The organism is Synechococcus sp. ROS8604 (assembly GCF_014279655.1).
Lineage (GTDB): Bacteria > Cyanobacteriota > Cyanobacteriia > PCC-6307 > Cyanobiaceae > Synechococcus_C.
The window spans coordinates 1,075,986-1,097,306 of record NZ_CP047946.1; the positions used below are offsets into that span (position 1 = coordinate 1,075,986).

Annotated in this window: 22 protein-coding genes and 1 tRNA gene; 8 read left to right on the forward strand and 15 right to left on the reverse strand. The window is 55.1% G+C overall.

Annotated elements, in window-relative coordinates; all coding sequences use genetic code 11:
* Nucleotides 1–7 precede the first annotated feature (7 nt).
* Together SynROS8604_RS05685 and SynROS8604_RS05690 are read left to right on the forward strand one after the other, a co-directional pair.
* Nucleotides 8–493 carry a divergent PAP2 family protein gene (locus tag SynROS8604_RS05685; RefSeq protein ID WP_255445229.1) on the forward strand — a complete coding sequence of 162 codons (486 nt, stop codon included), beginning with the start codon at nt 8–10 and terminating at the stop codon, nt 491–493.
* The gene (locus SynROS8604_RS05690; protein WP_186545462.1) at nt 490–1,959 is read left to right on the forward strand and encodes an AAA family ATPase; all 1,470 of its coding nucleotides are present in this window, start codon (nt 490–492) and stop codon (nt 1,957–1,959) included. Before SynROS8604_RS05685 ends, SynROS8604_RS05690 begins: the two co-directional genes overlap by 4 nt.
* Nucleotides 1,960–2,968: 1,009 nt before the next feature.
* Here the strand turns inward: SynROS8604_RS05690 and SynROS8604_RS05695 are convergent.
* Together SynROS8604_RS05695 and SynROS8604_RS05700 are read right to left on the reverse strand one after the other, a co-directional pair.
* A complete protein-coding gene (locus SynROS8604_RS05695; RefSeq protein ID WP_186545463.1) occupies nt 2,969–3,139 on the reverse strand; it encodes a hypothetical protein in 171 nt (56 codons plus the stop codon).
* 201 nt (nt 3,140–3,340) lie between these two features.
* Nucleotides 3,341–3,517 carry a hypothetical protein gene (locus SynROS8604_RS05700; RefSeq protein WP_186545464.1) on the reverse strand — a complete coding sequence of 59 codons (177 nt, stop codon included), beginning with the start codon at nt 3,515–3,517 and terminating at the stop codon, nt 3,341–3,343.
* A 198-nt stretch (nt 3,518–3,715) separates the two neighbouring features.
* Here SynROS8604_RS05700 and SynROS8604_RS05705 point away from each other — a divergent pair, with 198 nt between their 5' ends.
* Nucleotides 3,716–3,892 carry a hypothetical protein gene (locus tag SynROS8604_RS05705; protein WP_006852286.1) on the forward strand — a complete coding sequence of 59 codons (177 nt, stop codon included), beginning with the start codon at nt 3,716–3,718 and terminating at the stop codon, nt 3,890–3,892.
* A 74-nt stretch (nt 3,893–3,966) separates the two neighbouring features.
* Here the strand turns inward: SynROS8604_RS05705 and SynROS8604_RS05710 are convergent, their stop codons facing one another.
* Entirely contained in the window at nt 3,967–4,653 is a 687-nt protein-coding gene (locus tag SynROS8604_RS05710; protein WP_186545465.1) for a GAP family protein, read from the reverse strand.
* Between the two features lie 361 nt (nt 4,654–5,014).
* Between SynROS8604_RS05710 and SynROS8604_RS05715 the strand changes: the two genes are divergently transcribed.
* The gene (locus SynROS8604_RS05715; RefSeq protein WP_186545466.1) at nt 5,015–5,341 is read left to right on the forward strand and encodes a hypothetical protein; all 327 of its coding nucleotides are present in this window, start codon (nt 5,015–5,017) and stop codon (nt 5,339–5,341) included.
* Between the two features lie 130 nt (nt 5,342–5,471).
* Here SynROS8604_RS05715 and SynROS8604_RS05720 read toward each other — a convergent pair whose 3' ends face one another.
* The 7 genes from SynROS8604_RS05720 to SynROS8604_RS05750 all read right to left on the reverse strand — a co-directional run bounded on the left by SynROS8604_RS05720 (nt 5,472) and on the right by SynROS8604_RS05750 (nt 13,031).
* A complete protein-coding gene (locus tag SynROS8604_RS05720; RefSeq protein ID WP_186545467.1) occupies nt 5,472–5,822 on the reverse strand; it encodes a hypothetical protein in 351 nt (116 codons plus the stop codon).
* A 664-nt stretch (nt 5,823–6,486) separates the two neighbouring features.
* A complete protein-coding gene (locus SynROS8604_RS05725) occupies nt 6,487–7,080 on the reverse strand; it encodes a histidine phosphatase family protein (RefSeq protein ID WP_186545468.1) in 594 nt (197 codons plus the stop codon).
* Nucleotides 7,081–7,124: 44 nt separating this feature from the next.
* On the reverse strand, nt 7,125–7,475 hold the full coding sequence (locus SynROS8604_RS05730) for an acylphosphatase (protein WP_186545469.1): 351 nt from the start codon (nt 7,473–7,475) through the stop codon (nt 7,125–7,127).
* Nucleotides 7,424–8,812 carry a cobyrinate a,c-diamide synthase gene (locus tag SynROS8604_RS05735; RefSeq protein WP_186545470.1) on the reverse strand — a complete coding sequence of 463 codons (1,389 nt, stop codon included), beginning with the start codon at nt 8,810–8,812 and terminating at the stop codon, nt 7,424–7,426. Before SynROS8604_RS05735 ends, SynROS8604_RS05730 begins: the two co-directional genes overlap by 52 nt.
* Nucleotides 8,813–8,828: 16 nt before the next feature.
* Complete coding sequence (locus SynROS8604_RS05740; protein WP_186545471.1) at nt 8,829–10,124, reverse strand: glucose-6-phosphate dehydrogenase assembly protein OpcA; 1,296 nt, start codon at nt 10,122–10,124, stop codon at nt 8,829–8,831.
* A 58-nt stretch (nt 10,125–10,182) separates the two neighbouring features.
* A complete protein-coding gene (gene zwf, locus SynROS8604_RS05745; RefSeq protein ID WP_006852295.1) occupies nt 10,183–11,706 on the reverse strand; it encodes a glucose-6-phosphate dehydrogenase in 1,524 nt (507 codons plus the stop codon).
* A 173-nt stretch (nt 11,707–11,879) separates the two neighbouring features.
* The gene (locus SynROS8604_RS05750) at nt 11,880–13,031 is read right to left on the reverse strand and encodes an FAD-binding oxidoreductase (protein WP_186545472.1); all 1,152 of its coding nucleotides are present in this window, start codon (nt 13,029–13,031) and stop codon (nt 11,880–11,882) included.
* 186 nt (nt 13,032–13,217) lie between these two features.
* On the opposite strand from SynROS8604_RS05750, the gene SynROS8604_RS05755 reads away from it, so the two are divergent.
* Complete coding sequence (locus SynROS8604_RS05755) at nt 13,218–13,718, forward strand: SRPBCC family protein (protein ID WP_186545837.1); 501 nt, start codon at nt 13,218–13,220, stop codon at nt 13,716–13,718.
* 17 nt (nt 13,719–13,735) lie between these two features.
* Here SynROS8604_RS05755 and SynROS8604_RS05760 read toward each other — a convergent pair whose 3' ends face one another.
* From SynROS8604_RS05760 to SynROS8604_RS05770, 3 genes are all read right to left on the reverse strand, one after another.
* The gene (locus SynROS8604_RS05760) at nt 13,736–13,888 is read right to left on the reverse strand and encodes a hypothetical protein (protein ID WP_186545473.1); all 153 of its coding nucleotides are present in this window, start codon (nt 13,886–13,888) and stop codon (nt 13,736–13,738) included.
* Between the two features lie 33 nt (nt 13,889–13,921).
* Nucleotides 13,922–13,994 (reverse strand) — tRNA-Glu (locus SynROS8604_RS05765).
* A 46-nt stretch (nt 13,995–14,040) separates the two neighbouring features.
* Entirely contained in the window at nt 14,041–15,192 is a 1,152-nt protein-coding gene (locus SynROS8604_RS05770; protein WP_006852298.1) for a histidine kinase, read from the reverse strand.
* A gap of 103 nt (nt 15,193–15,295) precedes the next feature.
* Between SynROS8604_RS05770 and SynROS8604_RS05775 the strand changes: the two genes are divergently transcribed.
* The 3 genes from SynROS8604_RS05775 to pepN all read left to right on the forward strand — a co-directional run bounded on the left by SynROS8604_RS05775 (nt 15,296) and on the right by pepN (nt 19,099).
* The gene (locus tag SynROS8604_RS05775; protein WP_186545474.1) at nt 15,296–15,868 is read left to right on the forward strand and encodes a hypothetical protein; all 573 of its coding nucleotides are present in this window, start codon (nt 15,296–15,298) and stop codon (nt 15,866–15,868) included.
* 67 nt (nt 15,869–15,935) lie between these two features.
* Nucleotides 15,936–16,397, forward strand: a complete 462-nt coding sequence (locus tag SynROS8604_RS05780) for a cAMP phosphodiesterase (RefSeq protein ID WP_186545475.1) — start codon at nt 15,936–15,938, stop codon at nt 16,395–16,397.
* Nucleotides 16,398–16,468: 71 nt separating this feature from the next.
* Nucleotides 16,469–19,099: an aminopeptidase N gene (gene pepN, locus SynROS8604_RS05785; RefSeq protein WP_255445230.1), complete on the forward strand. Its 2,631-nt coding sequence runs from the start codon at nt 16,469–16,471 to the stop codon at nt 19,097–19,099.
* A 30-nt stretch (nt 19,100–19,129) separates the two neighbouring features.
* Here the strand turns inward: pepN and SynROS8604_RS05790 are convergent, their stop codons facing one another.
* Together SynROS8604_RS05790 and SynROS8604_RS05795 are read right to left on the reverse strand one after the other, a co-directional pair.
* A complete protein-coding gene (locus SynROS8604_RS05790; RefSeq protein WP_186545477.1) occupies nt 19,130–20,245 on the reverse strand; it encodes a glycoside hydrolase family 10 protein in 1,116 nt (371 codons plus the stop codon).
* Between the two features lie 70 nt (nt 20,246–20,315).
* The gene (locus SynROS8604_RS05795; protein WP_186545478.1) at nt 20,316–21,311 is read right to left on the reverse strand and encodes a ribose-phosphate pyrophosphokinase; all 996 of its coding nucleotides are present in this window, start codon (nt 21,309–21,311) and stop codon (nt 20,316–20,318) included.
* Nucleotides 21,312–21,321: the final 10 nt, after the last annotated feature.

A 21,321-nucleotide genomic window follows, 5' to 3' on the forward strand; every position in this document is an offset into this window, starting at 1 on the left:
CCTGTCTATGCCTGCACAGATCTTGGATAATGCTGTGCTCGCCTGGGGATTGGCGGCTTGCGGCTTGGCGCAGTTCTCCAAGCTCTTCCTGGAATTGGTGCTGAATCGGCGCTGGAGGCCGGCGGTGTTGGTTGAAACCGGAGGAATGCCTTCGAGTCATTCGGCATTGGTCACGGGTACAGCCGCTGGCGTGGGCTGGCAGATCGGTTTTGATCAGCCTGCGTTTGCGCTGGCTGCCACGGTGGCTTTTGTGGTGATGTACGACGCCAGTGGGGTGCGCCGGGCGGCAGGATTCACGGCTGCTCGCCTCAACGAATTGCCTGACTCGCTCTGGCCTAACCAACCGGAGAAGCCACTCAAAGAACGGCTTGGTCACACCCGAACGGAGGTGTTGGTGGGCAGTTTGCTGGGACCTTTAATCGCCCTCCCTGGACTCTTTTTTGTGGGGTCGCCCCTGCATTTGGCCCAAACGTTTGGTTTGTTCAGCGGGTGAGCAGGCTGAAGCCGTCTGAGGCCACTCTTACCGACGATCAGCAGACAGCAGCTGCATTGTTTGAGACGTGGTTAGCAAGCGAAGACCCTGGCGTTCCGTTTGTGTTGAGCGGTTATGCCGGCAGCGGCAAAACCTTCTTGTCGATGCGCTTGCTGCGCCAAGTGGAAGCCACAGGCCTGTGTTGGACCGTTGTGGCTCCCACCCATAAAGCGGTGGGTGTGTTGCGCCATGCCCTTGATTTAGAGGGCCTTCATCCCACCTGGTACCCCTCCACCATCCATCGACTGTTGCGTCTCAAGTTGCGACGCCAGGGGGATCGGGAGGTTTGCGAATCCACGGAACAAACGGCGGCATCGTTGGAACATCTCGGCCTGGTTTTGGTCGATGAGTCCTCCATGGTCGATAGCTCGCTGTTGTCGGTCGCACTGCAGTGCGCGCATCCTTTCAAGACTCGGCTGGTGTTCGTTGGCGATCCGGCCCAGCTTCCGCCGGTGGGGGAAGCGGATAGCCCTGTGTTCTCCATGGACCGTGCGATCACGGCGTCGCTCAAGCAAGTGGTTCGTCATCAAGGCCCAGTGCTTCAGCTGGCGAGCTGCCTGCGCGATGGACGCTTGCCCTGTGAGCTCCCGCCCTTGATGCCACCGCTGCGCAGCGAATTGGGTCAGGTGGGTGTGCTCAATCGCTCGGCTTGGTTGATCCAGGCTCAAGAGGGTCTGCGCCGTGCTGCGGCCTGTGATAACCCTGATGCAGCACGCATTCTTTGCTACACCAATCGCACTCTGGATGCGCTTGTGCCCCATGCGCGACGGGCCATTCATGGTGAGATGGCCGATCAGATGGCCGTTCTTCCAGGTGAAGTCCTGATCAGCCGGACAGCGGTGATGGCCCCTGCCTCCCGCGACGGCGCAGAGACAGGGGAAGAACCCGATCTGGTGCTCGGCTCGAATCGTGAAGTGGTGGTGGAGGACGTCACCCCTGAACGCTGTGACCTGGCTGAATTTGGGTTTGCGGGGGAGACGCAGATGGCTCTCGCTGGATTCGAGGCCCCTGTGATCGAGACCGTGACGGCGAGGGTTCGTAGTGGTGAGCTAGAGCTCAGTTTGCGCTTGCAGCCACCGTCCGGGAGTGCGGCGCGGCAGCGTCTTGATGGTGTGCTTCAGGGGTTACGCACGCAGGCAAGAGATGCGGGAAAGCGGGGTGGGCGGCCCCTTTGGCGCCGCTATTTCTTGATCCGTGATGCTTTTGCTTCCTTGGGTCCAGCCGCTGTACTCACCGTTCACCGCAGTCAGGGCAGCAGTTTCGGAGAGGTGTTTGTTGCCGATGATGTGTTCTGGCCACAGGATCTCGTCCTGCGACGCCAGTTGGCTTATGTCGCTGTAAGCCGGGCACAAGAGGCTGTTTGGATAGCGGGAAAGTCATCATCTGCCGCAGCGGTGGAACGCTGGTCGCGGGCTCTTCAAAAATGAATCACACCCATGACATGTCTGCTGTTCATGTGAATGGGTAGGGATCACAGAAGATCTTCATGCCCTGCAGAGCATCTCTAAGGGGATAAAAGATCGGCTTTTTTAAGCTAAAGATGGTTGTCAAAAGCCCTGCAAGGGCTCGAATCTGCTCGTAATCCTATGAGACTCTTGATACGCGCTTTGCAGGTCTATTCAGAAGCAAGAAGCGAAGGCATATTCTTGTCTTTGTGACGCTATTCAGCAGGTGTTATGAATGATTGTGTGAAAACTGTCAGGATTAATCTTCCTTCCCTAGGTGGATGCATAGAAAATGATTATTCTTCTGATGCTGTTTGCGGCTCCAGATGCTTGGTGATGCACATGGTCACGCAAACGCCATCCTTAAGGTCGCAACTTGTGACGCATTCCAGGTAAGCGTCGACGCTACCCCAGCGCTCTGTGATTGATGAGTGTGAGTGTCCGGTTGGGATTGCTTTCATCTTGTTCTCTCAAGTGGGTATTGAGTAAGATGATTTTCATTTGCTGGCAAGTAAATGATTGCGATATAAATCGTTCCTAGGCTTATTTGCTTGCTTTGCATCAGTGAAGAGTTGTCTTGCCTGCTTACGTGTTTTTTTGTTTGCTTTATATGTGCTTGATCATGCAATAAAAAACCGCCTGCGCTGATCGCTACAGGCGGCCGTTACGAATCGGGTGCTCTTGGCTGTATAGCCATTAATGCATGATATGTGAAAAGCAGAGATGAAATAATGTATATGTGAGGATGCCAATTGAGATTGTGGGAACTGTAAAGTTCATGACTACTCCTTTGGATAACACTAACTTAATAGGAGGTATTCATGCCCTCGGCATCAGCAACTACATAATTCTTTTAACGAGTAAAAATACCTACTTCTGTTGATTGTTATTGGTTTGATGATGCTTCTGTCGGATGTCTGGTTGACACGGCACAAATGCTTTTCGTTGATAGGTCTGCTCAATCGCGGCTGCAGGATCTGATGCGATCCTGTTACAGGGCACATACCGGTGGCAATGATGCGACTGTGATGTCGAAGGCTGCATCTCTATTGTTGTCATTATTTTGCTGCATTTCAATCGCTTTGCTGGCAACTTCGTGGGCCAAATGCATTAATTGTCCTTTTGGGATCGCTTCATTATTTGTGGTGCGTGTTTTCGTCATCAGCATCTGATTGATGATCAGTATTAAAAATTTATAGCCTTCCTTTGATGCGGTTTGTATCTATCAATACTCTCCTTGCTGTAGAGCCCATGAAAAGCCGATTTCTTTTGTTGCTCAGCTGATCATTCCCTGGCAAGAGAGGCTTTGTATCTTGTACTATCTGCGGCGACAAAGGCGAACAATCTCTTTGTGATCGAAAGGTTAGTTCTTCGTTGGTGTCTGTGTACTCGAACGATCAAGCAGCTCAGCAGCCAATAGATCCTTGGCCAGCATCGATAAACCCACTCCCATCAGAGCGAGAGCAACGCCTTGATGGGCGTCTGCACTCTTAGATACTTTTCTGGAAAGCTCTAGGTGTTGTTTCCAGGAGAAGTGCATCGATGCCAGGCGTCACAATGCTTTTTAGGCTAATTAGCTGTTTCAATCAAAGGCATAAGCGCTGTTAGGCAATGATCTGTAATAAGCGAAATGTAGTGAGTTGAGCATGTAATCGTCAAATCGGTTGCAATCACTACCTGATGGATTTGCGTCGTCATTGCTTAAGGGCTAAATTCAGCTCGCCAAGCAAAAAGACCCATGGATCCAATTGCTTTGACTATCGGGCAAATGTTCGAAATCGAGAAGTTTTCAAGAGAGATTGACGGTTCTAAAGACGTTGAGGAGTTGCAATCGATCGCTAAACAGTTGCTTGTCGCGTGGAAGCAACAGCAAGCAGCATCAGCGTGGATCATTCGTCAGCAACAAGGCCTTTGAATGCTTCGGAGCACAGCTCTAAGTTTCAAGCAGGAGTGGTTAGTTCTCCTGCTTGATTTCCTTCAAGCGTTTGTTTAGGTCATGGTGAGGCCACTAATTCCTTGCCAGCCGAGGTAGCCCCCGATCCCAATACTGACGGCGGCGACAACCAGTTCTCCACGAGCAAAGAGCACTTCTTTTCCGCGTTCCAATACAGGCACAACTTTGTTGCGGCCAACCGCAACGGCGATCAATGGGGTGAGCAGCAAAAGGCTTGCTCCGATGGTGAAGGCCAAAAGACCAATCAGTTCTTGCCATGTAGGCAGTTGGGCCGCCAAGACCACCCCTGCTGATTTTGCGAACAGCACGAGATCGTCGGGACTGGCAACTTCCGCCACCGCACCCAACAACAACAGCAGTGGGAGGGGCATGTTTACAAAGCGGTCCACGCTCGTGGTCCATGCCGGAGGTGAGTCTCCATCGGTCAAGGAGCGCAGCAGCTCCCTACCTCCAACGGCGATTAAGGCTCCACCTGCGAGGAGATCCAATCCAGTGCGGTGATGGGAGCCTTGCGTCATGTCCAGCACCAGCGAATGGCCCACGGTGACCAAGAGAACAGATGTCGCCATCGTGGTGATGATCCATCCCGCCACGAACCAGCCACCACGTCGCAATGGCTGCGGTCCTAGGAGAAGCAGCAACAACACGGCGATGTGAATCGGGGATAGGCCGATGCCAGTTCCATAGGCGAGGAGCTCAGCCCAGAGCGTGGTGTCGCTCATCGTTTAGTGGAAACGCAAAATGCCAGCTCGATCGTATTAGGTTCTGCGCTCAATCAGCTGCTTTGAGCCTCTCCTCAATGGGGGTGTCTGCTTGATGATGAACTGCTTGGACGGTTCCACGTAGCAGTTCATTATTGCAGTTTCACGTCGCAGTTCTTCCAGGCTAAGACTTGATTCTGGCCTGCTGAAAAAGATTTAATAGAATTGAATACGATGAAAAAATAATCCTAAGCCATTGAAAAAGCTGGCAGTGCCGGACTGATCATTTTCGATTGGGGTTCTCATTGCGACATTCAGCATCCCCTTCCCTCCTTCGGATTTTGCATTGCCTTGGCCTTTTTGTTGTTGCTACTTTGATTGGATGAAACGTTTTCTTGTTCTCAGCGGTCTGCTTTTTTCAGCGTCTCCTGCCTTGGCTGATGACGTCCTTTTTCTGGAGTGTAAGACAACCACACGAGCTGTTTTTACTGAAATTAAAACTCAGAAGCTGATCAAAGAGGAGACAAAAGAAGAAACATTGTTTTTGAAGATTGACCTCGCTAACAATAGGTTTATGTCCCATAAAGACAGTCAATGGGATGAAACAGAAATGACAGGCCGTAGCTTAAAAGCTAATCTCAGCAAAAATGAAAACGGTTTGTCGTTAAATGGGAACTTGGGAATAGAGGTTATCCGCCAGGTCAATTAAGCTCAGAGATGGATTTTCTCGCTTGGATGATTGCAACCAAGGTGAATATGAACGGCCATTGCAATGAGGTTAATCAGTCTGTATTTGATGCGGCAAGATAATCAGCTGGGGCCCTGGTTAATCTTCTTTTTTATTCAGGTGGATTCGCATTTGTATAGCCGTCAATGGTGCTGAGCAGATGTTTGGTAATGGCGTCAACGCCAATCAGGCGCTCTACCGGTTCTTCTGTGTAGTCGCAATCTTCGTCACCATCGGCATCAAGTTCGCAAGATAGGCCTTCATAGGTGACAACGAGGGTGGGCGCGCTATCGACTTGAAGCTTTTCTGCAAGGGCGGTGAACCCGCCATCAGGTCCACGTAAGGGAACGAATTCGAGTGTGGCTTGTTGAGGCTTTGTAAGTGTGTCTACGTACGCTTTGAGTTTTGCGGTGGGTTCGCAATCTGGCAGTGTGAACACGTATAAAACGTACGGCTTCATCATGTCCGTGTACCTTTGGTAGGTAGAAATTACCAGTAATCCTGGCAGCTTCTGAACCCGCATTGTAGCGATTGTACGGATGGGAATTCATTCCGTTGTGATAGTTGACGAACGAAACATATTGGAATTCTGTATTCATTGCTTCTCGCTTGAGAGGCTTGGTCTAGGCATGGATATCCGCCGCTTAAAAGTTTGCTTGTCTGTGTTGTTTCTTAAGTCTCTTGAAAGGCAGCCTTGCTGAAGGGGCGGTTAACTTGAATGGCGATGGATTAGGGCAGCTGACTCTTGGTGTTTGCTATTAGTGTGCATTAACGAGTGAGCAAAGTTTGAATAGCTATGCAGCCAAGGCAAACGATGTGCCAACAAAAATGATTTGTTTCATAAAAAAGAACGGTCGCATTCTCCAAGACCGTCCCTTTTGTATGGAACTAAAACTCCCCAGTCATAGCTCCACAATAAAGATGGCTTAGGGATGGAGAAATGTCCGTAGAGATACATACCCATTTTTCTGTGAGGGTCGGGGTTGGTTCAGCGCAAAAAAGAGTGACGGTCTCCAACGCCACCCTCCCACTGAAGAGATCCAGTCTCTACAGCAGAAGCTTGAACTGGAAGTCTTGTTTCGTGCATAGAGATACATACGCATTGGCGATAGAACGCTGCCAAGCCTCTAAAACAAGCCATTGGTAGGGGCATTCCAGCGGGTGATCGCACGTTGCCCTCGCTCGAAGCCCAGGATGCAAATCGTTCCTGTGTCGAGCTGGAACAGGCGCCCACCGGTTGCGCCGAGTCCCAACCAGGTGCCTGTCAGGGCACGAAGCAAATGCCCGTGGGCGAATAAGGCAACATCTCCATCCCCCGGCTCCGCTAAGGCGCTGGCAATGGATTGTTCACAGCGTTGTTGCACGGCTTCCGCATCTTCGCCATTGGGGCAGCCATGGCTCCAGACCGTCCAGTTCGGAATGCTCTTGCGAATCTCAGGGGTTGTGATTCCTTCGTAATCGCCGTAATCCCACTCGCGCAAGGTTTCCATGATCCGTCGTTGTTGGCCTAGGCCACCGAGTTCGCAGGTGCGTTTTGCCCGTTGAAGCGGTGAACTAAACACAGCTGCAAACCGATGGGATGTGAGGGCAGGCGCAAGCAGCCTGGCCTCTTCTTCGCCCTCCGGCAGCAAGGGCAAATCAGTGTTGCCGGTGTGCCGTCCATTTTTGGCCCATTCAGTGGCTCCGTGTCGAAGTAACCAGATCTGACGTTCATGGTCCATGGTGTGGATTAGCTCACTTGAAGATCGTTGCTGTCTGGTCCCTCTTAAGCCCGAATGTCAAACCAGTCATTGCCCGTGACGGGCATTTTGGAGAGCAGCACCCTTTTGACGGTTGCCGTGCTCGGGCCGCGCTCACACCACAGTCGAAATTCGTTCAAGGCCATTTCGCCTCCCTCGGCTTGGACCTCCACTCTCCCGTCCTTGAGATTTCGAACCCAACCGCAAAGTTCGAGGTCGAGGGCGCGTCGCCGGCAGCTGTTTCTGAATCCCACCCCTTGCACGCTGCCTTCGATTAAGAACCGCCAGCGCTCCTTCAAGGGCTGTTGTCTCTGACGCGTGGCCTTTATGGATCGGTCGCCATCTGATTCGCCACGGTTTCGAGAGCGTCGCGCCATCGGCATGAGATCGTCGATGAGCTGGCCCAGTGAAGATGCACCCAGCTTGCGTGAACGGTTGGAAGTGCCCATCCTTCTTCTCTGCGATCAACATGCCAGCCATCAACCTGCCACAGCGATTGCCATCTGCCCACAGGTTCCTCGCTGAGTTGCCAGCGGTGAAATTCATGCCCCATCCACTGATCACCTGCCTTCAAAAGCAAGCTGTCACAGCTTGCCGTTAGGCGGCGATATCCCACCTGTAATGTCCCGCGTTGGGCGTGAAACGGCAAGACGCCCGCCATGGCATGGGTTTCTCCTTCCCCGTCCATCAGGCTGGTCCCCAACATCAACATCCCGCCACATTCGGCATACAGCGGTTTGTGTTGCAGCCAGTCGCGCAGTCCTGACAGGCTTTGTTGGCAACGGCTGAGTTGTTTGGCGTGGAGTTCTGGGAAGCCTCCTGGGATCACGAGTCCATAGGCCGCTTGCGGCAACGGCTCGTCCTCCAGGGGATGCCAAGGGATCACTGGCATCCCAAGTGCCTCGAGGCAATCCTGCATCTCCGGATAACGGAAATGGAAGGCGTTGTCTTGGGCGACGGCCACTGGCAGTGGCTCTCGCTGGGTGTCCTGCACCAGAGCGTTCGCGAGCACGGTTTGGATCGGCTCTGGACCCGGCGTTGGCGCTGCCATCAGCCTCTCAAAGACCTCCATCTCGAGATGTTGATCAGCGATCGCTGCCCATTGCCCCAGGCGAACATTCAGTTGATCGAGCTCGTGGGCTGGAGCTAAGCCCAAATGCCGACTGGGTAGTTCGAGGCTTGAATCCCGCGGAAGACAGCCCAGGCAGGGCACGTCAATGGACGCTAAGACATCTTCGAGAAGCGAGCGATGGCGCTCCGTGCTGACGCGATTGAGCACCACACCAGCAAACTGCACGTCGGGGTCAAGATCACGAAATCCGCTCACGAGCGCGGCGAGTGATCGCGCCTGGCCGCCGGCATCCACCACCAACACCACCGGCAACTGCAGGTGTTTGGCCACGGCTGCGCTGCTTCCTTCTCCGGTTGAGCCGATCCCATCGAACAGCCCCATCACCCCCTCCACGAGGGCTAGGTCGCAGCGACCTCCGTAGCCATGGAAACTGGTCTTCACCCAGTCGGGTCCGCACAAGGGCAGATCCAAGTTGCGGCATGGGCGCCCCGCACTGGCCCCAAGCAGTTGGGGGTCGAGGTAATCGGGCCCCACCTTGAAGGGTTGAATGCTCAATCCCTTCTGTTGCGCCCAGGAGATCAGGCTGAGGCTGAGCAGGGTTTTGCCGCTGCTGCTAGATGGAGCAGCGATCACACAGGCCATGCTGCTCAGCTAGGAATCAACTGAGAAGCTTGGCAGCTAGAGGGGCCGCCGCCGCCAAGAGCGGGTTGGAGGAATCGTGCCCGCCCTCAAGCAGTCGAGCCATGTCGGCTTCCACATGGGTATGAAGCAAGGGCACCACCTCTTCCACGAGTTCCATGCTGGCCATGCCCCCGGCTTCGAGGCGCATGCAACCTCCGGATTCCGCGCAGAGAATCACACACATCGCCCCACCCTGTTCGGGTTTAGAAATGATCCGCAGCCCCACGATTTGTCCCGGATGAAGACTGGGTTGCCCCATGGGTACGGGAGACACCCGCAGCGGGACCTCGGTTCCATCGGGACGTTGGAACTCGGCGCTGATCGTGGAATCGCTGGTTTTGGCCTCATGCCGATGGGTGGTCTTTAGGGTCCAGCCCAGTCGATCGGCGATCCAAGAGGCCAACAGCAGGCCTTGGACCGGGTGATCTCCCTCAACATCAATGTCGAGTTGCACCACGTGGCTGAGGGCATCGCGACGCTGCGGCGGATCGAACACCATCGCCAGGGTTTGATGCCAGCTGCCCAGCCTTAACCAGTTCAGGTCATTCACGGCTTGGCCGCTTGCGAGCCTGTTGGCGAGCAGGGTTAGGCAGTAAGCAGGATCACCAAGAGCGGAATCGAGAATCAGCCTGCGAGGCGCGATCGAGAGCTGCTCCATTAGCTCAGGCGACTCATCCAGGGGTCCGTTCCACCACACCCAGGAGGGCAGGTCTTCGGGAAGCAGGGGCTGCAACGTGTTGAGTCCCTCTCGCAGGGCTCCAGTTCCGCCGCGGAGCACCACCACATCTCCACAGGCAACGGTGCCCCCGCCTTCTTCCGGTAAGGGGCAATAGGCGGCGACCAGGGTTTCTAACGGGCGGCTGGAATCCAGGCTGGGGGCAAGGGTGATCAAGCGCCGCGGCCTCAGGGCACTCAAGGCCCCGTCCACATGTTGACCACGAAGGTCGTCACTGGTTTGGCTGCCATCAATCTTGGCCAGACTGTTTGACACCGAGCTCACCAGCGGCGGGGTGCTGAGGGGGAGATCAAGATCGAGCACCGCTTTTCGTCCAGCCTTTTCGACCTCATCGCGTTGCACGCCCATGATTGGGCCCTCGAGCCTTCCTGTGCGGACCAGTTGCTGTTCCACCCATGCCGGCTGCCAGATCAACAGGCAAAAGGTGTGAGCCCCAATGCTGCTTTCTTGATCGCCGGACCACAGCTGATCGAGGTAATGAGGAACTTCCGAAGGGGGAAGCTCGAGGGGGGTTTGAAGCGTGAGCTGAGGAGACATGTTGCGGCCTGAGGGAGGGCGGAAACGAGGTGAAATTGGATCTTGTTTTGGGCTTGATCTAGGGGCGACGCCAGAGCAGACCGTCTTGGGCTAACAGGGCATCGGCAGCGGCAGGTCCCCAGGTGCGTGACTCGTAGGGGTGAATAGGCAGTTTCCAGGGGCTGTCTTCGATCAGTTCCAGCAGAGGGGTGTAAAGCCTCCAAGCTGCTTCCACCTCATCGCTCCGGGTGAAGAGCGTTGGATCGCTCAACATGGCGTCTGCGAGAAGGCGCACATAGCCCTCATCCGATGGTTCGCCAAAGGATTCGTCATAGGAAAATTCCATCTCGACAGGCCGGCTGCGCATTCCTGAGCCTGGAGATTTCACTTCAAATTTGAATTCAGCACCTTCATCGGGCTGAATGCGCAAGATGAGCTGGTTGGCCGTTGGACTGCCACCGGCAGCATCGAAGAGGTGAACGGGGGCTTCGCGGAAGGTCAACACCACTTCGCTCAGGCGCTTGGCGAGGCGTTTGCCGGTGCGCACATAAAAAGGAACGCCCTGCCAGCGCCAGTTGTCGATGAACAGCTTCATCGCCACGTACGTCTCCGTGGTGCTGTGGGGATCGACGCCTGGTTCTTGCCGGTAGCCGCTGAGGGGAGCGCCGTCGCTGCCGCCAGGTCCGTATTGCCCGCGGATGCAGCAGTTCCAGGGTTCAAGTTCATCAGCCAGGCGTGCCGCTTGAAGAACCTTGGCCTTTTCACTTCGGATGGCTTCTGGATCAAAGCGTCCAGGGGTTTCCATGGCGGTAATCGCCAACATTTGGGTGAGGTGGTTTTGCACCATGTCGCGCAGGGCACCTGACGTTTCGTAGTAACCGGCCCGCTCTTCGACTCCCACCGTTTCCGAGGCCGTGATCTGAACGCTGGAGATGTAGTTCCGATTCCAGATGGGCTCGAAAATCGCGTTGGCGAACCGCATCACCATGATGTTTTGGACCGTTTCCTTGCCGAGGTAGTGGTCGATGCGAAAGATCTGGTTCTCTTGGCCGCAGCCTTGAACCACCCTGTTGAGGGATTGGGCGCTGCCGTAGTCCCGTCCGAATGGTTTTTCAATCACAACGCGACTGCGTTGGGGATCCTTCAACAGGCCTGCATCGGCCAGAGCGCGGCAGCCACTGGCATAAAACTTAGGTGAAACCGACAGGTAAAAGGTGCGGTTGCTTCGTGTGGCTCTAAGACGGTCGATCTCCTGAAGGCGACCCCCGAGTTTCACGACGTCTTCAGGTTTCTGAAGGTCCACCGGTTCGTAAAACATTCCGGCAGAAAATTGCTCCCACGCCTCGGGATGGTCGCGAACCTTGTCACCCATCGCCTCAGCCATTTTGCTGCGGAATTCTTCGTCGCTCCAAGGCCTTCTGGCGCAGCCCAGGAGGGCAAATTCGCTGGGAAGTCGTCGTTGTTGAAACAACTCAAAGAGGGCTGGAACCAGCTTGCGATGGGTCAGGTCGCCGCTTGCTCCAAAAATCACCAGGCACTGGGGAGCGATCACCCGCTCCTGTCGCAGCCCAACCCTCAGTGGGTTTGTGATCGTTGCGGTCATGGCTACAGCACCTCTTAGGAAGGTTTAACCAGGATTTCTCGATCGGACAGCGCAATTCTTCCTGCAGGCTGGGTTTTGTGGCTGTCTCCTGAAAAACAACAGGATTGGCCATCAAAAAAGCCCACCAATGGCGAGCTTGATTCACTCAACGTTGAGGCTGAGATCTTTGAGGTTTAGTAAGTCTCAACGTGCCAGCGGTGAGCTTTCTTGAGTTTGGGGCGAAGTTCGGACCAGTCGAGCCCCTTCGCTTCGGCTGCTGCGGACATGGCTTCATCAATGCCGGGCTCCATCCCACGAAGGCCACACATATAGACGTGGGTTTTGGGATCCTCGATCATCGCGAAAATCTCCTCAGCATGCTCAGACACGCGGTCTTGGATGTACATCCGGCCGCCCTTTGGATTCTGCTCTTCGCGGCTGATGGCTTTGGTGTAGCGGAAATTGTCGGGATATTCCTTCTCGTAATGGAGGAAGTCCTCGTCGTAAAGCAGGTTGGCTGTTTTAGGTGCTCCCATAAACAACCAGGCTTTGCCTCGGAAATTCCAACCGTTCTCTGCGCGTTCTTTTGGCTCAAACATGCGACGCAGATAGGTGCGCATGGGGGCGATTCCTGTGCCGGTGGCCAGCATGATCACATTGGCTTCTTCGTCCTCGGGAAGAAGCATTTCCTTGCCAACAGGCCCTGTGATTTTGACCTTGGTGCCGGGCTCAACGTCGCAGAGGTAGGTCGAGCAAACGCCGTTGATGGTTTCTCCATCCTTTTCGTACTGGAGATGGCGTACACAGAGGGACACCGTGTTGCCCTCGAGATTGTCGCCGTGGCGCGTACTGGCAATCGAGTACAGACGCAGTTTGTGGGGCTTGCCTTTGGCATCTTCACCAGCAGGAACGATGCCGATGCTCTGCCCTTCGACGTATTCAAGGTGTGGATCACCACCGCTCAAATCGAAGGTGATGTGCTGCACGCGGCCAATCGCTCCCTCTTTGAGAAGGGAATAATTCTCAGTGACTGTTCCGAGGAAGGGAGCTTTGGGCTTGTACAGATTGACTGGCACAGCTTGGGCTGCGGCCTTGGGTTTGGAAGTAGTCACAGGTGCAGAGACTGGGAGTGCGGATTTAATAGGTGCGGCTGCCGGCTCTGAGCCCGCTGGACTCACCGACTGGATGCGCGCTCCCCTGGAGAGAAGCACGCACATTGTGTCCCGAAGGCGGCTGTAAGAGACGTTTAGGCGAGATAGCTCTGCGCGACGTCCACCCAAGCCTGTGAAGACAATCGTGAATGCCCTTTCATCAGAGGTTGTCTGAGGAGACGCGCTTACTCGCATTGAAAACGTCCTGTTAAGGCGCGACTATAAGCGTCATCACTGACTTGCTACTCAATTTTCGCTGAATTGAAGTTTCTTCCTTAGAGTCAACGACGTCAATCTCTCAGGATTAGAAGCGAAAACGGTTTGGCAACTATCAGTGGTCTGACACAACTGAAGCGTGGCGAAACGCCCACTGGAGAGGCGATGTCTTCGAATCACCAACCCATTGAACAAACCGTTGAGAGGATGGCTGATGGCGTTCGTCGCCTCGCCGCTCAGCTGTTAACGCCGGTTTCCTCCGATCAGATTTGGGCTGTTCTGACGGATTACGACCAACTCAGTACTTTCATTCCCAATCTTGCAAGCAGTCGTTTGCTGCTTCGAGAGGGCAACAAAGTGCATTTGCAGCAAGAGGGGTGTCAGCAATTTCTAGGAATGAAGTTTTCGGCCTCCGTGGAGCTAGAGCTCGAAGAATTTCTTTCAGAAGGGGCGCTGAGATTCAAGATGAAGAAGGGCGACTTCCGGCGCTTTGAGGGAACCTGGCGGTTGAGAACCATGCCGGACGCCACAGCCCTCTTCTACGAACTCACCGTGCAGGGCTGTTTAGGAATGCCCATCGGCCTGATCGAACAACGGCTGCGCGACGATCTCACGACCAACCTCAAAGCTGTTGAAGCGGAAGCACGACGCAGAGCCGCTCACTAACTCTTTCTACTGTTCTTTCAGATCAATTTGCTGGGCTGGCAGAGCAGCCAGTTGCTGGGCTTGGACAGAGTGGTTTCAGGGACGTTGATGTTGGCTTCTAGCCATCTGCAGGCTGTCGCCAAGCGCCGGTGCCGCATAAAAAAAACTCCCCCCGTGAGGAGAGTGTTCATTGGATCCGGATGAAGTGTCATCCAGGTCTTCAGTAGCCCCAAGGGGATTCGAACCCCTGTCGCCTCCGTGAAAGGGAGGTGTCCTAGGCCTCTAGACGATGGGGCCAAGAACGTGAACGAAAGGTCTTGAGAACTTCCGGCACCCAGTGAAATTACGGTTCAGCCTGACCCTCCGTCAAGGCAACGTTCTCCTTCTCTTGACCTTGCCCCTGCCAGACGGGCACGTTGAAGGTGAAGCAGGCTCCTTTGTCTGGTTCCGAGATCACCCAGATCCTGCCGCCATGCACTTCCACAATGCGCCGGCACACCGAGAGTCCAACCCCAAAACCCGAGGCCCCAGCTGATGTTTGAGGAAGCCGGACGCGGTCAAGAAAAATGCGTTGCTGCTCTTCTTCCGGAATGCCTGGTCCGCTGTCGCTGATGCTCACCTGCACCCACTGACTGGTGCGGTGAAGCATGGTTAAGGAGATCAATCCTCCGTTGGGTGTGTACTTCAGGGCGTTTTCAAGCAAATTGAGGAGCACCTGGCGCATCCTGCGTTGATCCGCAAACACCTTGGGCAGATCCGCAGGGATGTCGGTGTGGATGGTCACATCTCTGCCGAGCCAGAGTTTCTCCAGTTCCAGAATCGCTTCAGCGGCCACACTGGCTAAATCAAGGCGCTGAGGGTTGAACAGTGCTTCCCAGCGTGTGCTCCCCACTTCCAGCAGATCTTTCGACAGCAGGGCGATTTCCTCGAGGCGTCTTTTGAGGACATCCCTGAAGCGATGGATATCGATCTGGCCTAATTGCTGGCTTTGTACGGCAAGAGTCGCAGCGGTGAGTGGCGTCCGTAGTTCATGGGCCACCATCCTCAGCAAGCGCTCTTGCGCTTCCAGGCGATCAATCAATGTTTCGTTTTCCTGACGCAGCACCAGCAACTGATCTTCGAGTTGGAGCTCCCGTTGGGTGCGGCTGCCATCCAGTTCTGTGGGTTTAAGACTTAAACCAAGTCCGCTCACCACCTCGTCCTGCTGCCAGCGCGGCAACCAGCCCCGCAGTTGTTGAAAGATGCTGCTTCCCGCAAACACCTGCTTTGGTTGCGGTTGCAGCTTCACCAGTGATGGTGTCACCACCAGGCGGTGCAGTTCCAGCAACTCAGGTTGTTGGGTTGGATCTGAGATTTGAAGACTGACATCGAACCCGCAATCTTCGTTCTGCAGAAATTCCACCAACTCGCGAAGGTCGCGGCTGGACAAATGGTGGCGACCGGCAACGAGTAACAAACTCAATTGTTGGCGCGGATTGCGATCAATCCCATCCACCGAGGGAGCTACGCAATGTTGAGGCTTACCTTATGGGTTTTTGCTCTGCCTCGCAGATCCGCTAAGAAGAAGGTGAACACTCTGTTGTTACCTAGGAGACGGCATGCCCCTTCTGCCGCTTGAACAACGAGGCTCAAACCCTCCCCACGGAGCGCCCCCGCCCTCTGAGCGCGTGCATCTTGATAGCAATCTGAGACGGTGGTTTGCGCGCAACTTGGGTCTTTGGAGATCGAGGCGTCAATACCTCTTCAACAACGAGGAAGTTTTTTTCCTCGACATGATGATTCGGGTTGAGATCTTTTCGGAATTTCAGTTTGGTGAGCCCCGCTACCGATTTAGTTGGTGGCCTGAACGCGACACCGACTTTTTTGATCGCAAACCCCGCTACGAGAAAGCTGGTGTGATGGAAGCCACCTTGATGGGCCATCAGCTGCAACGGAATCGTGCCTATCTCGAGCCAACGCCTCATCGCACCCGGATTCGACAGGTGGATGAACACGAGATGGTGTTTGAATCCCATTACGGAGATTGGGATGTCCAGGAGTACACCCGGTTAATTGATGAGGACCGCTATCGCTCTCGAGCGATTTACAGCTGGCAAAACAACGTGCTCGAGATCGTTGAACATCATCATGAAACAAGGATGGAGGATGCTTCAGCTCCGATTCCGCTCTGAAAAAGATCCGATTTGGATCAAATTGAGTCAAATTTAGACATCTCTCCACTAGCCCGAATCGGGGAGGATGCGGCACCATGGCGGCGTATTCCGGTTTGATCCTTTGCGTCCCCTTATCCGACTCCGTACTGCTCTGTCGGCACCATTGCTTCTGCTGCCTCTCTGCTTAGCAGGTCCTGCTGCGATGGCTCAGTCAGCCGGAAAGGCGCCGACGTCGCCTGCAAGCAACGAGGAAGTCTTCCTCTATCGCGGTATGGGCTCGTCCTACGTCTGCAATGCCCGCACGGCAGGGATTGAGTTTCCTAAAGCTGTTGGCATTGCTGCCGCAACCTATGTCCAGCTCCTCAATGGACGCCACGGTGGCAAGGTTGCATCGACAGGGATTAAGAAGCTGACCAATGAGCAGCTGTTTGCCGGTGCCGAGTTTCAAATCATCACCGGTGCCATGCAGTTCTGCCCCGACAAGGTGCCTGCCGACGTCAAGACCAAGGTGGAAGACGCGTTGAAGAAACAGAAGGCCGCTCAATAGGCCGCTCAATCATCGGATCAGCCTCCACGGGGGACGTCTGCCCGCCAAGATCGATGCAGACTCTCTTCCCCATGGCTTCCGCCTCCATCACTGCTCCGACGATTCGGTTGAAGGATTACAAGCCCTTCCCCTGGCGTATTCCATCCATTGCTCTGGATGTGGTGATCGGGTCTGATGCCGTTGAGGTGAGCTGTTGCATGGAGCTCACTCCGCTGTTGGGGGCGGAACCACAAGCGCTTGTGCTTCAAGGGGTGGATTTGTTGTTGCAATCGATCGCCATCGATGACAACGCGCTTAAGCCTTCCGACTACAACGTGTCCGCCGAGCGACTGGTGATTCACCAGCCTCCGCAGGTGCCTTTTCAGCTCAAGACAGTCTGCAGGATTGACCCCCAGGCCAACACCTCGCTTGAGGGCCTCTATGCCAGTGGAGGAATGCTGACTACGCAGTGCGAAGCCGAGGGGTTTAGGCGGATTACGTATCACCCGGATCGCCCCGAAGTGCTCAGTCGTTTCAGCGTGCGCATCGAGGCCGATCGCGAGCGTTATCCGGTGTTGCTCTCCAATGGCAATGCCCTAAGTGCTGGGCCACTTGCTGGTGATCCCACACGCCATGAGGTGACTTGGGAGGACCCCTCCCTTAAGCCGTCCTATCTGTTTGCCCTAGTCGCTGGAAATCTCAACGAAGTCCGCGATCGGTTTGTGACCCGTTCCGGCCGCAATGTGAGCCTGAGGCTTCACGTGGAGCCAGGTGATGAGCCCTTCACGGCCCATGCGATGGAGTCGTTGAAGCGATCGATGGCTTGGGATGAACAGGTGTACGGCTTGGAATACGACCTGGATGAGTTCAATACCGTTGCGGTGCGCCATTTCAACATGGGCGCGATGGAGAACAAGAGCCTCAATATTTTTAACTCGAAATTAGTTTTGGCCGATGCGGAAACCGCATCCGATGCTGAACTCGAGCGTATTGAAAGTGTTGTTGCCCACGAATATTTCCACAATTGGTCGGGGAATCGCATCACCTGTCGTGATTGGTTTCAGCTCTCTTTAAAAGAAGGACTCACCGTCTTTAGGGATCAATGTTTCACCGCTGATCTTCATTCAGAAGCCTTAAAGAGGATTGAAGATGCAGCGATGCTGCGCAACACGCAGTTTCGGGAAGATGCGGGTCCCACAGCCCATCCGGTAAAGCCAGATGCTTATCAGGCGATCAGCAATTTTTATACCACCACGATTTACGAGAAGGGCGCTGAGTTGATTCGCATGCTCAGAACGCTTCTTGGCGAGACACGATTCATGCGTGGCATGGCTCTTTATTTCAAACGCCATGACGGTGAAGCGGCCACCACAGACGATTTTGTGTCGGCCATTGTGGAAGGTGCTTGCTCGCAGGGAGAACCGCTTGGGTTTGATTGTGAGCAGTTCAAACGTTGGTATGACCAAGCGGGCACTCCCACGGTGACGGTGAAGCGTGATTGGGATTCCAGGCGAGGAGTGTTGCTCCTGAGCTTGCGTCAAAGCACCCCGCCAACGCCAGGTCAGCCCAAAAAGCTGCCTCTGGTGATTCCCTTGCTCTGGGCTCTGGTCCCAGCCAATGGTGTGCCTATGGAAGAGCAGCTCCTCGTGCTGGATCAGGAGGAGCACACGCTGGAACTCAAGGGTTTGCCTTGTTCTGAGCAGCCCCCTGCCCTCTCCCTGTTCAGGCAATTTTCTGCTCCAGTGCACTGGGAGGCGAGTCAAGAGCCGGCTGAGCTGTTCACCTTGTTGGCCTGCGACAACGATCCATTCGCCCGTTGGGATGCGGGACAACAACTGTGGCGAAGGATTGTGCTGGCGCGGGCCTCTGGAACCCCGAATGCCGATTTGGAAGGCCAGATGTTGGAGGCTTTGTCCGTACTTCTGGCCGAGGCTGGAGAACAGGACCCAGCGGTGCTGGCCACGTTGATGGCCTTCCCCGGTGGCCCTGAGTTGGAAGCACTCCAGCAGGAGGCTGATCCACCAGCGCTCTACCGAGCGGCTTGCGCGCTGCGCGAGCAATTTGGTCAGTCTTTGGCCCCCTTGCTGCGCGAGCGGCTGGATCAGGTTGCGCCCGATCTTGCACTGGCTTGGCCCGAGGGGCAGGGGCAACGACAACTCACCGGTTTGATCTGGGCTTGGCTGGCTGCAGCCGGAGATTCAGCTGTGCGTTCAGATGCTTTGGCTGGCGTCAGTGGTCCGTCGATGACTTTGGCGCGGGCTGCCCTGCGGGCGCTCCAGCCTTTGGATTGCCCAGAACGAGAGGAAGCCTTGAGGCAATTCCACGATCGTTGGCAAGAGAAGCCAGTGATCTTTGACAGCTGGTTTGCCTTGGAAGCATCCACTCCTCGGGCGGATGGCTTGCAGCGTGTTTCCTCTCTTTTGCAGCATCCACGCTTTGATCCGATGGCTCCCAATGCGGTGCGTGCGGTGCTGGGTGGATTCGCGGGGAACCTGTTGGTGTTCCACGCTGAAGATGGCAGCGGCTATCAGTTCATGGCTGAACAAATCATTGCCGTGGATCAGCGCAACGCGATTACGGCGTCGCGTCTTGCCAAGGTTTTCAGTCGCTGGGGCACCTACAGCAGCAAGCGTCAAGCGCTTGTGAAGGCAGCCCTGGATCAGCTCTCCGCTGCCCAGCTTTCCTCTAACACCCGTGAAGTTGTGGAGATGATGTTGGGATAAAGCCCGCTTAATCAATGAAAGTAAAAGTCTTTACTGTGCACCCATTTGTTTAAACATTTCCTTGCGGTATTGAGCTCCTTCTGATCCTGAATGTTGGCCCCATAATCCTTCCCAATAAAAGTAAATAACGCCATAGCCGCGATCATTTGCCAGTCGTACCTTTTCCTTCAATACATCCATTGAAGTTGTCCGTTTGCCGAAGCCAGCTAAGACGCCAATTTGGATGGGGATGCCCCATTCGCGGGCTTTGCGTAGGGCGGGCTGGTCGAGATCTTTGGCATACCCCCTGAGGGAATAGGCATAGTTTTGAACGACGAGATCATCAATCAGTTGACCCACGGCCCAGAGCTCCCAATCTTGAAGCCAGTTGTTGTAAGCAAACCGAAAGGGACCCGGCGACAGGCTAATGCGCACCGGCAGTGATTCTTGTTCCAAGCGGATGCGAAGGTCGCGCAGTAAACCGGTGAGTTGGCGGCGACGCCAGGTCATCCAATAGCGATTGGTGTAATCGCGGGGCGGAGCCATGCCGAATTCAGCCTTGTAAAGCGCTGAGGTGTAGGGGTCGTAACCCAATTCCACTGGCCAAGCGAAGTGGTCGTCGAGTTGCAGCCCGTCCATCCGGCAGCGTTTCATTACCTCCACCACGAGGCTGATGAAGCGCTCGCGCACTTGGGGGTGCGCAGGATTGAGCCACACCATCTCCTTGCCATGCATCTTCATCACCGGGTCACCGTTGGCCCGTGACAACACCCACTCCGGATTGGCTTGAACCACCTCTGCCGAGGCGGGCTCCATTAATCCGTATTCAAACCAGGGCACCACTTTCATCCCGCGCTTGTGAGCTTCCTTGCTCAGGGTGCAAATCGGATCCACCGTCACACCAGCGGTCTTGAGGGCTGGCTCCAGCGGGGCAAACTCACTGGTGTGAAACGTCGTTCCACGACTCCAAACATTGGGATAGAGCACGGAGAATCCCGCTTGCTCAAGCTCATCCACGGCTTGTTTGATGGTCCGCTGGTCGTAATACAGCGGGCTTGGGCTATTGGTGAGCCATACTCCCAGCGCCTGTTTTCGTTCCACACTCGGTAGACGACTTTTGCTCAGCAGGACGTCGGTGCCTTGGCCAAGCGTGGCTGGCGGGGACATGAGCAGGAGGAATGGAAGGCCGAGCGCCGAAAAAAAGTGTCGCAACACGACAGATCAAGCTTGGGTTGAGTTAGCGGAACATCGAGCTGACAGAACTTTCCTCATGGATGCGCCAGATCGCTTCGCCGAGCATGTTGGCAACTGAGAGCACATGGAGTTGGTCAAATGTGCGATCGGGTTCGATTGGAATGCTGTTGGTGACCACCACCTGCTCGAAAAGCCCCTCTGCCGACAAGCGTTCAATGGCTGGAGGCGAGAACACAGGATGGGTGGCACAGGCAATCACCCTTTCGGCTCCTTGCTCTCTCAGCAGCCTGGCGCCGGAACAGATCGTGCCTCCGGTATCAATCATGTCGTCGATCAGGATCGCCGTGCGGCCACTCACATCACCAATCACGGTGAGGCTTTCAGCCATGTTGTGACCGGTGCGCCGCTTGTCGATGATGGCGAGAGGAGCGTCGTTCATTTGCTTGGCAAAGGCTCGGGCCCTGGCCACGCCACCCACGTCAGGAGACACCACCACCACCTCTCCCAGGTTTTGGGCGGCGAGGTGGTCCACAAGTACGGGAGAACCGTAAATGTGATCACAGGGAATGTCGAAATACCCCTGGGTCTGAGCTGAGTGCAGATCCATTGCCAGCACCCGATCAACTCCTGATTTGACGAGCAGATTGGCGGTGAGCTTGGCGGCAATGGATTCCCGACCGGCTGTTTTTCGGTCTGCGCGCGCATAACCGTAATAGGGGACCACCGCGGTGATCTGTCGCGCCGATGCCCGCCTGCAGGCATCCACCATGATCAGCAGCTCCATCAGGTTGTCGTTGACCGGAGCGCAGGTGGGTTGGATCAGGAATACATCGCAACCGCGAATCGATTCCTGAATTTGCACATATAGCTCACCGTCGGCGAAGCGCTTGCAAACCTTCGGGCCATCGGGCACACCCAGATAGGCGGCAATTTCTCGCGCTAGTGCGGGATTTGAGGTGCCGCTAAACAGGCGAAGACGTCTGGTGTCGTGCTGCAATTTCTCTTGCTCGGCTCGGGCAGCGGTGAGGAAACTTGTCACGATGCCCGTG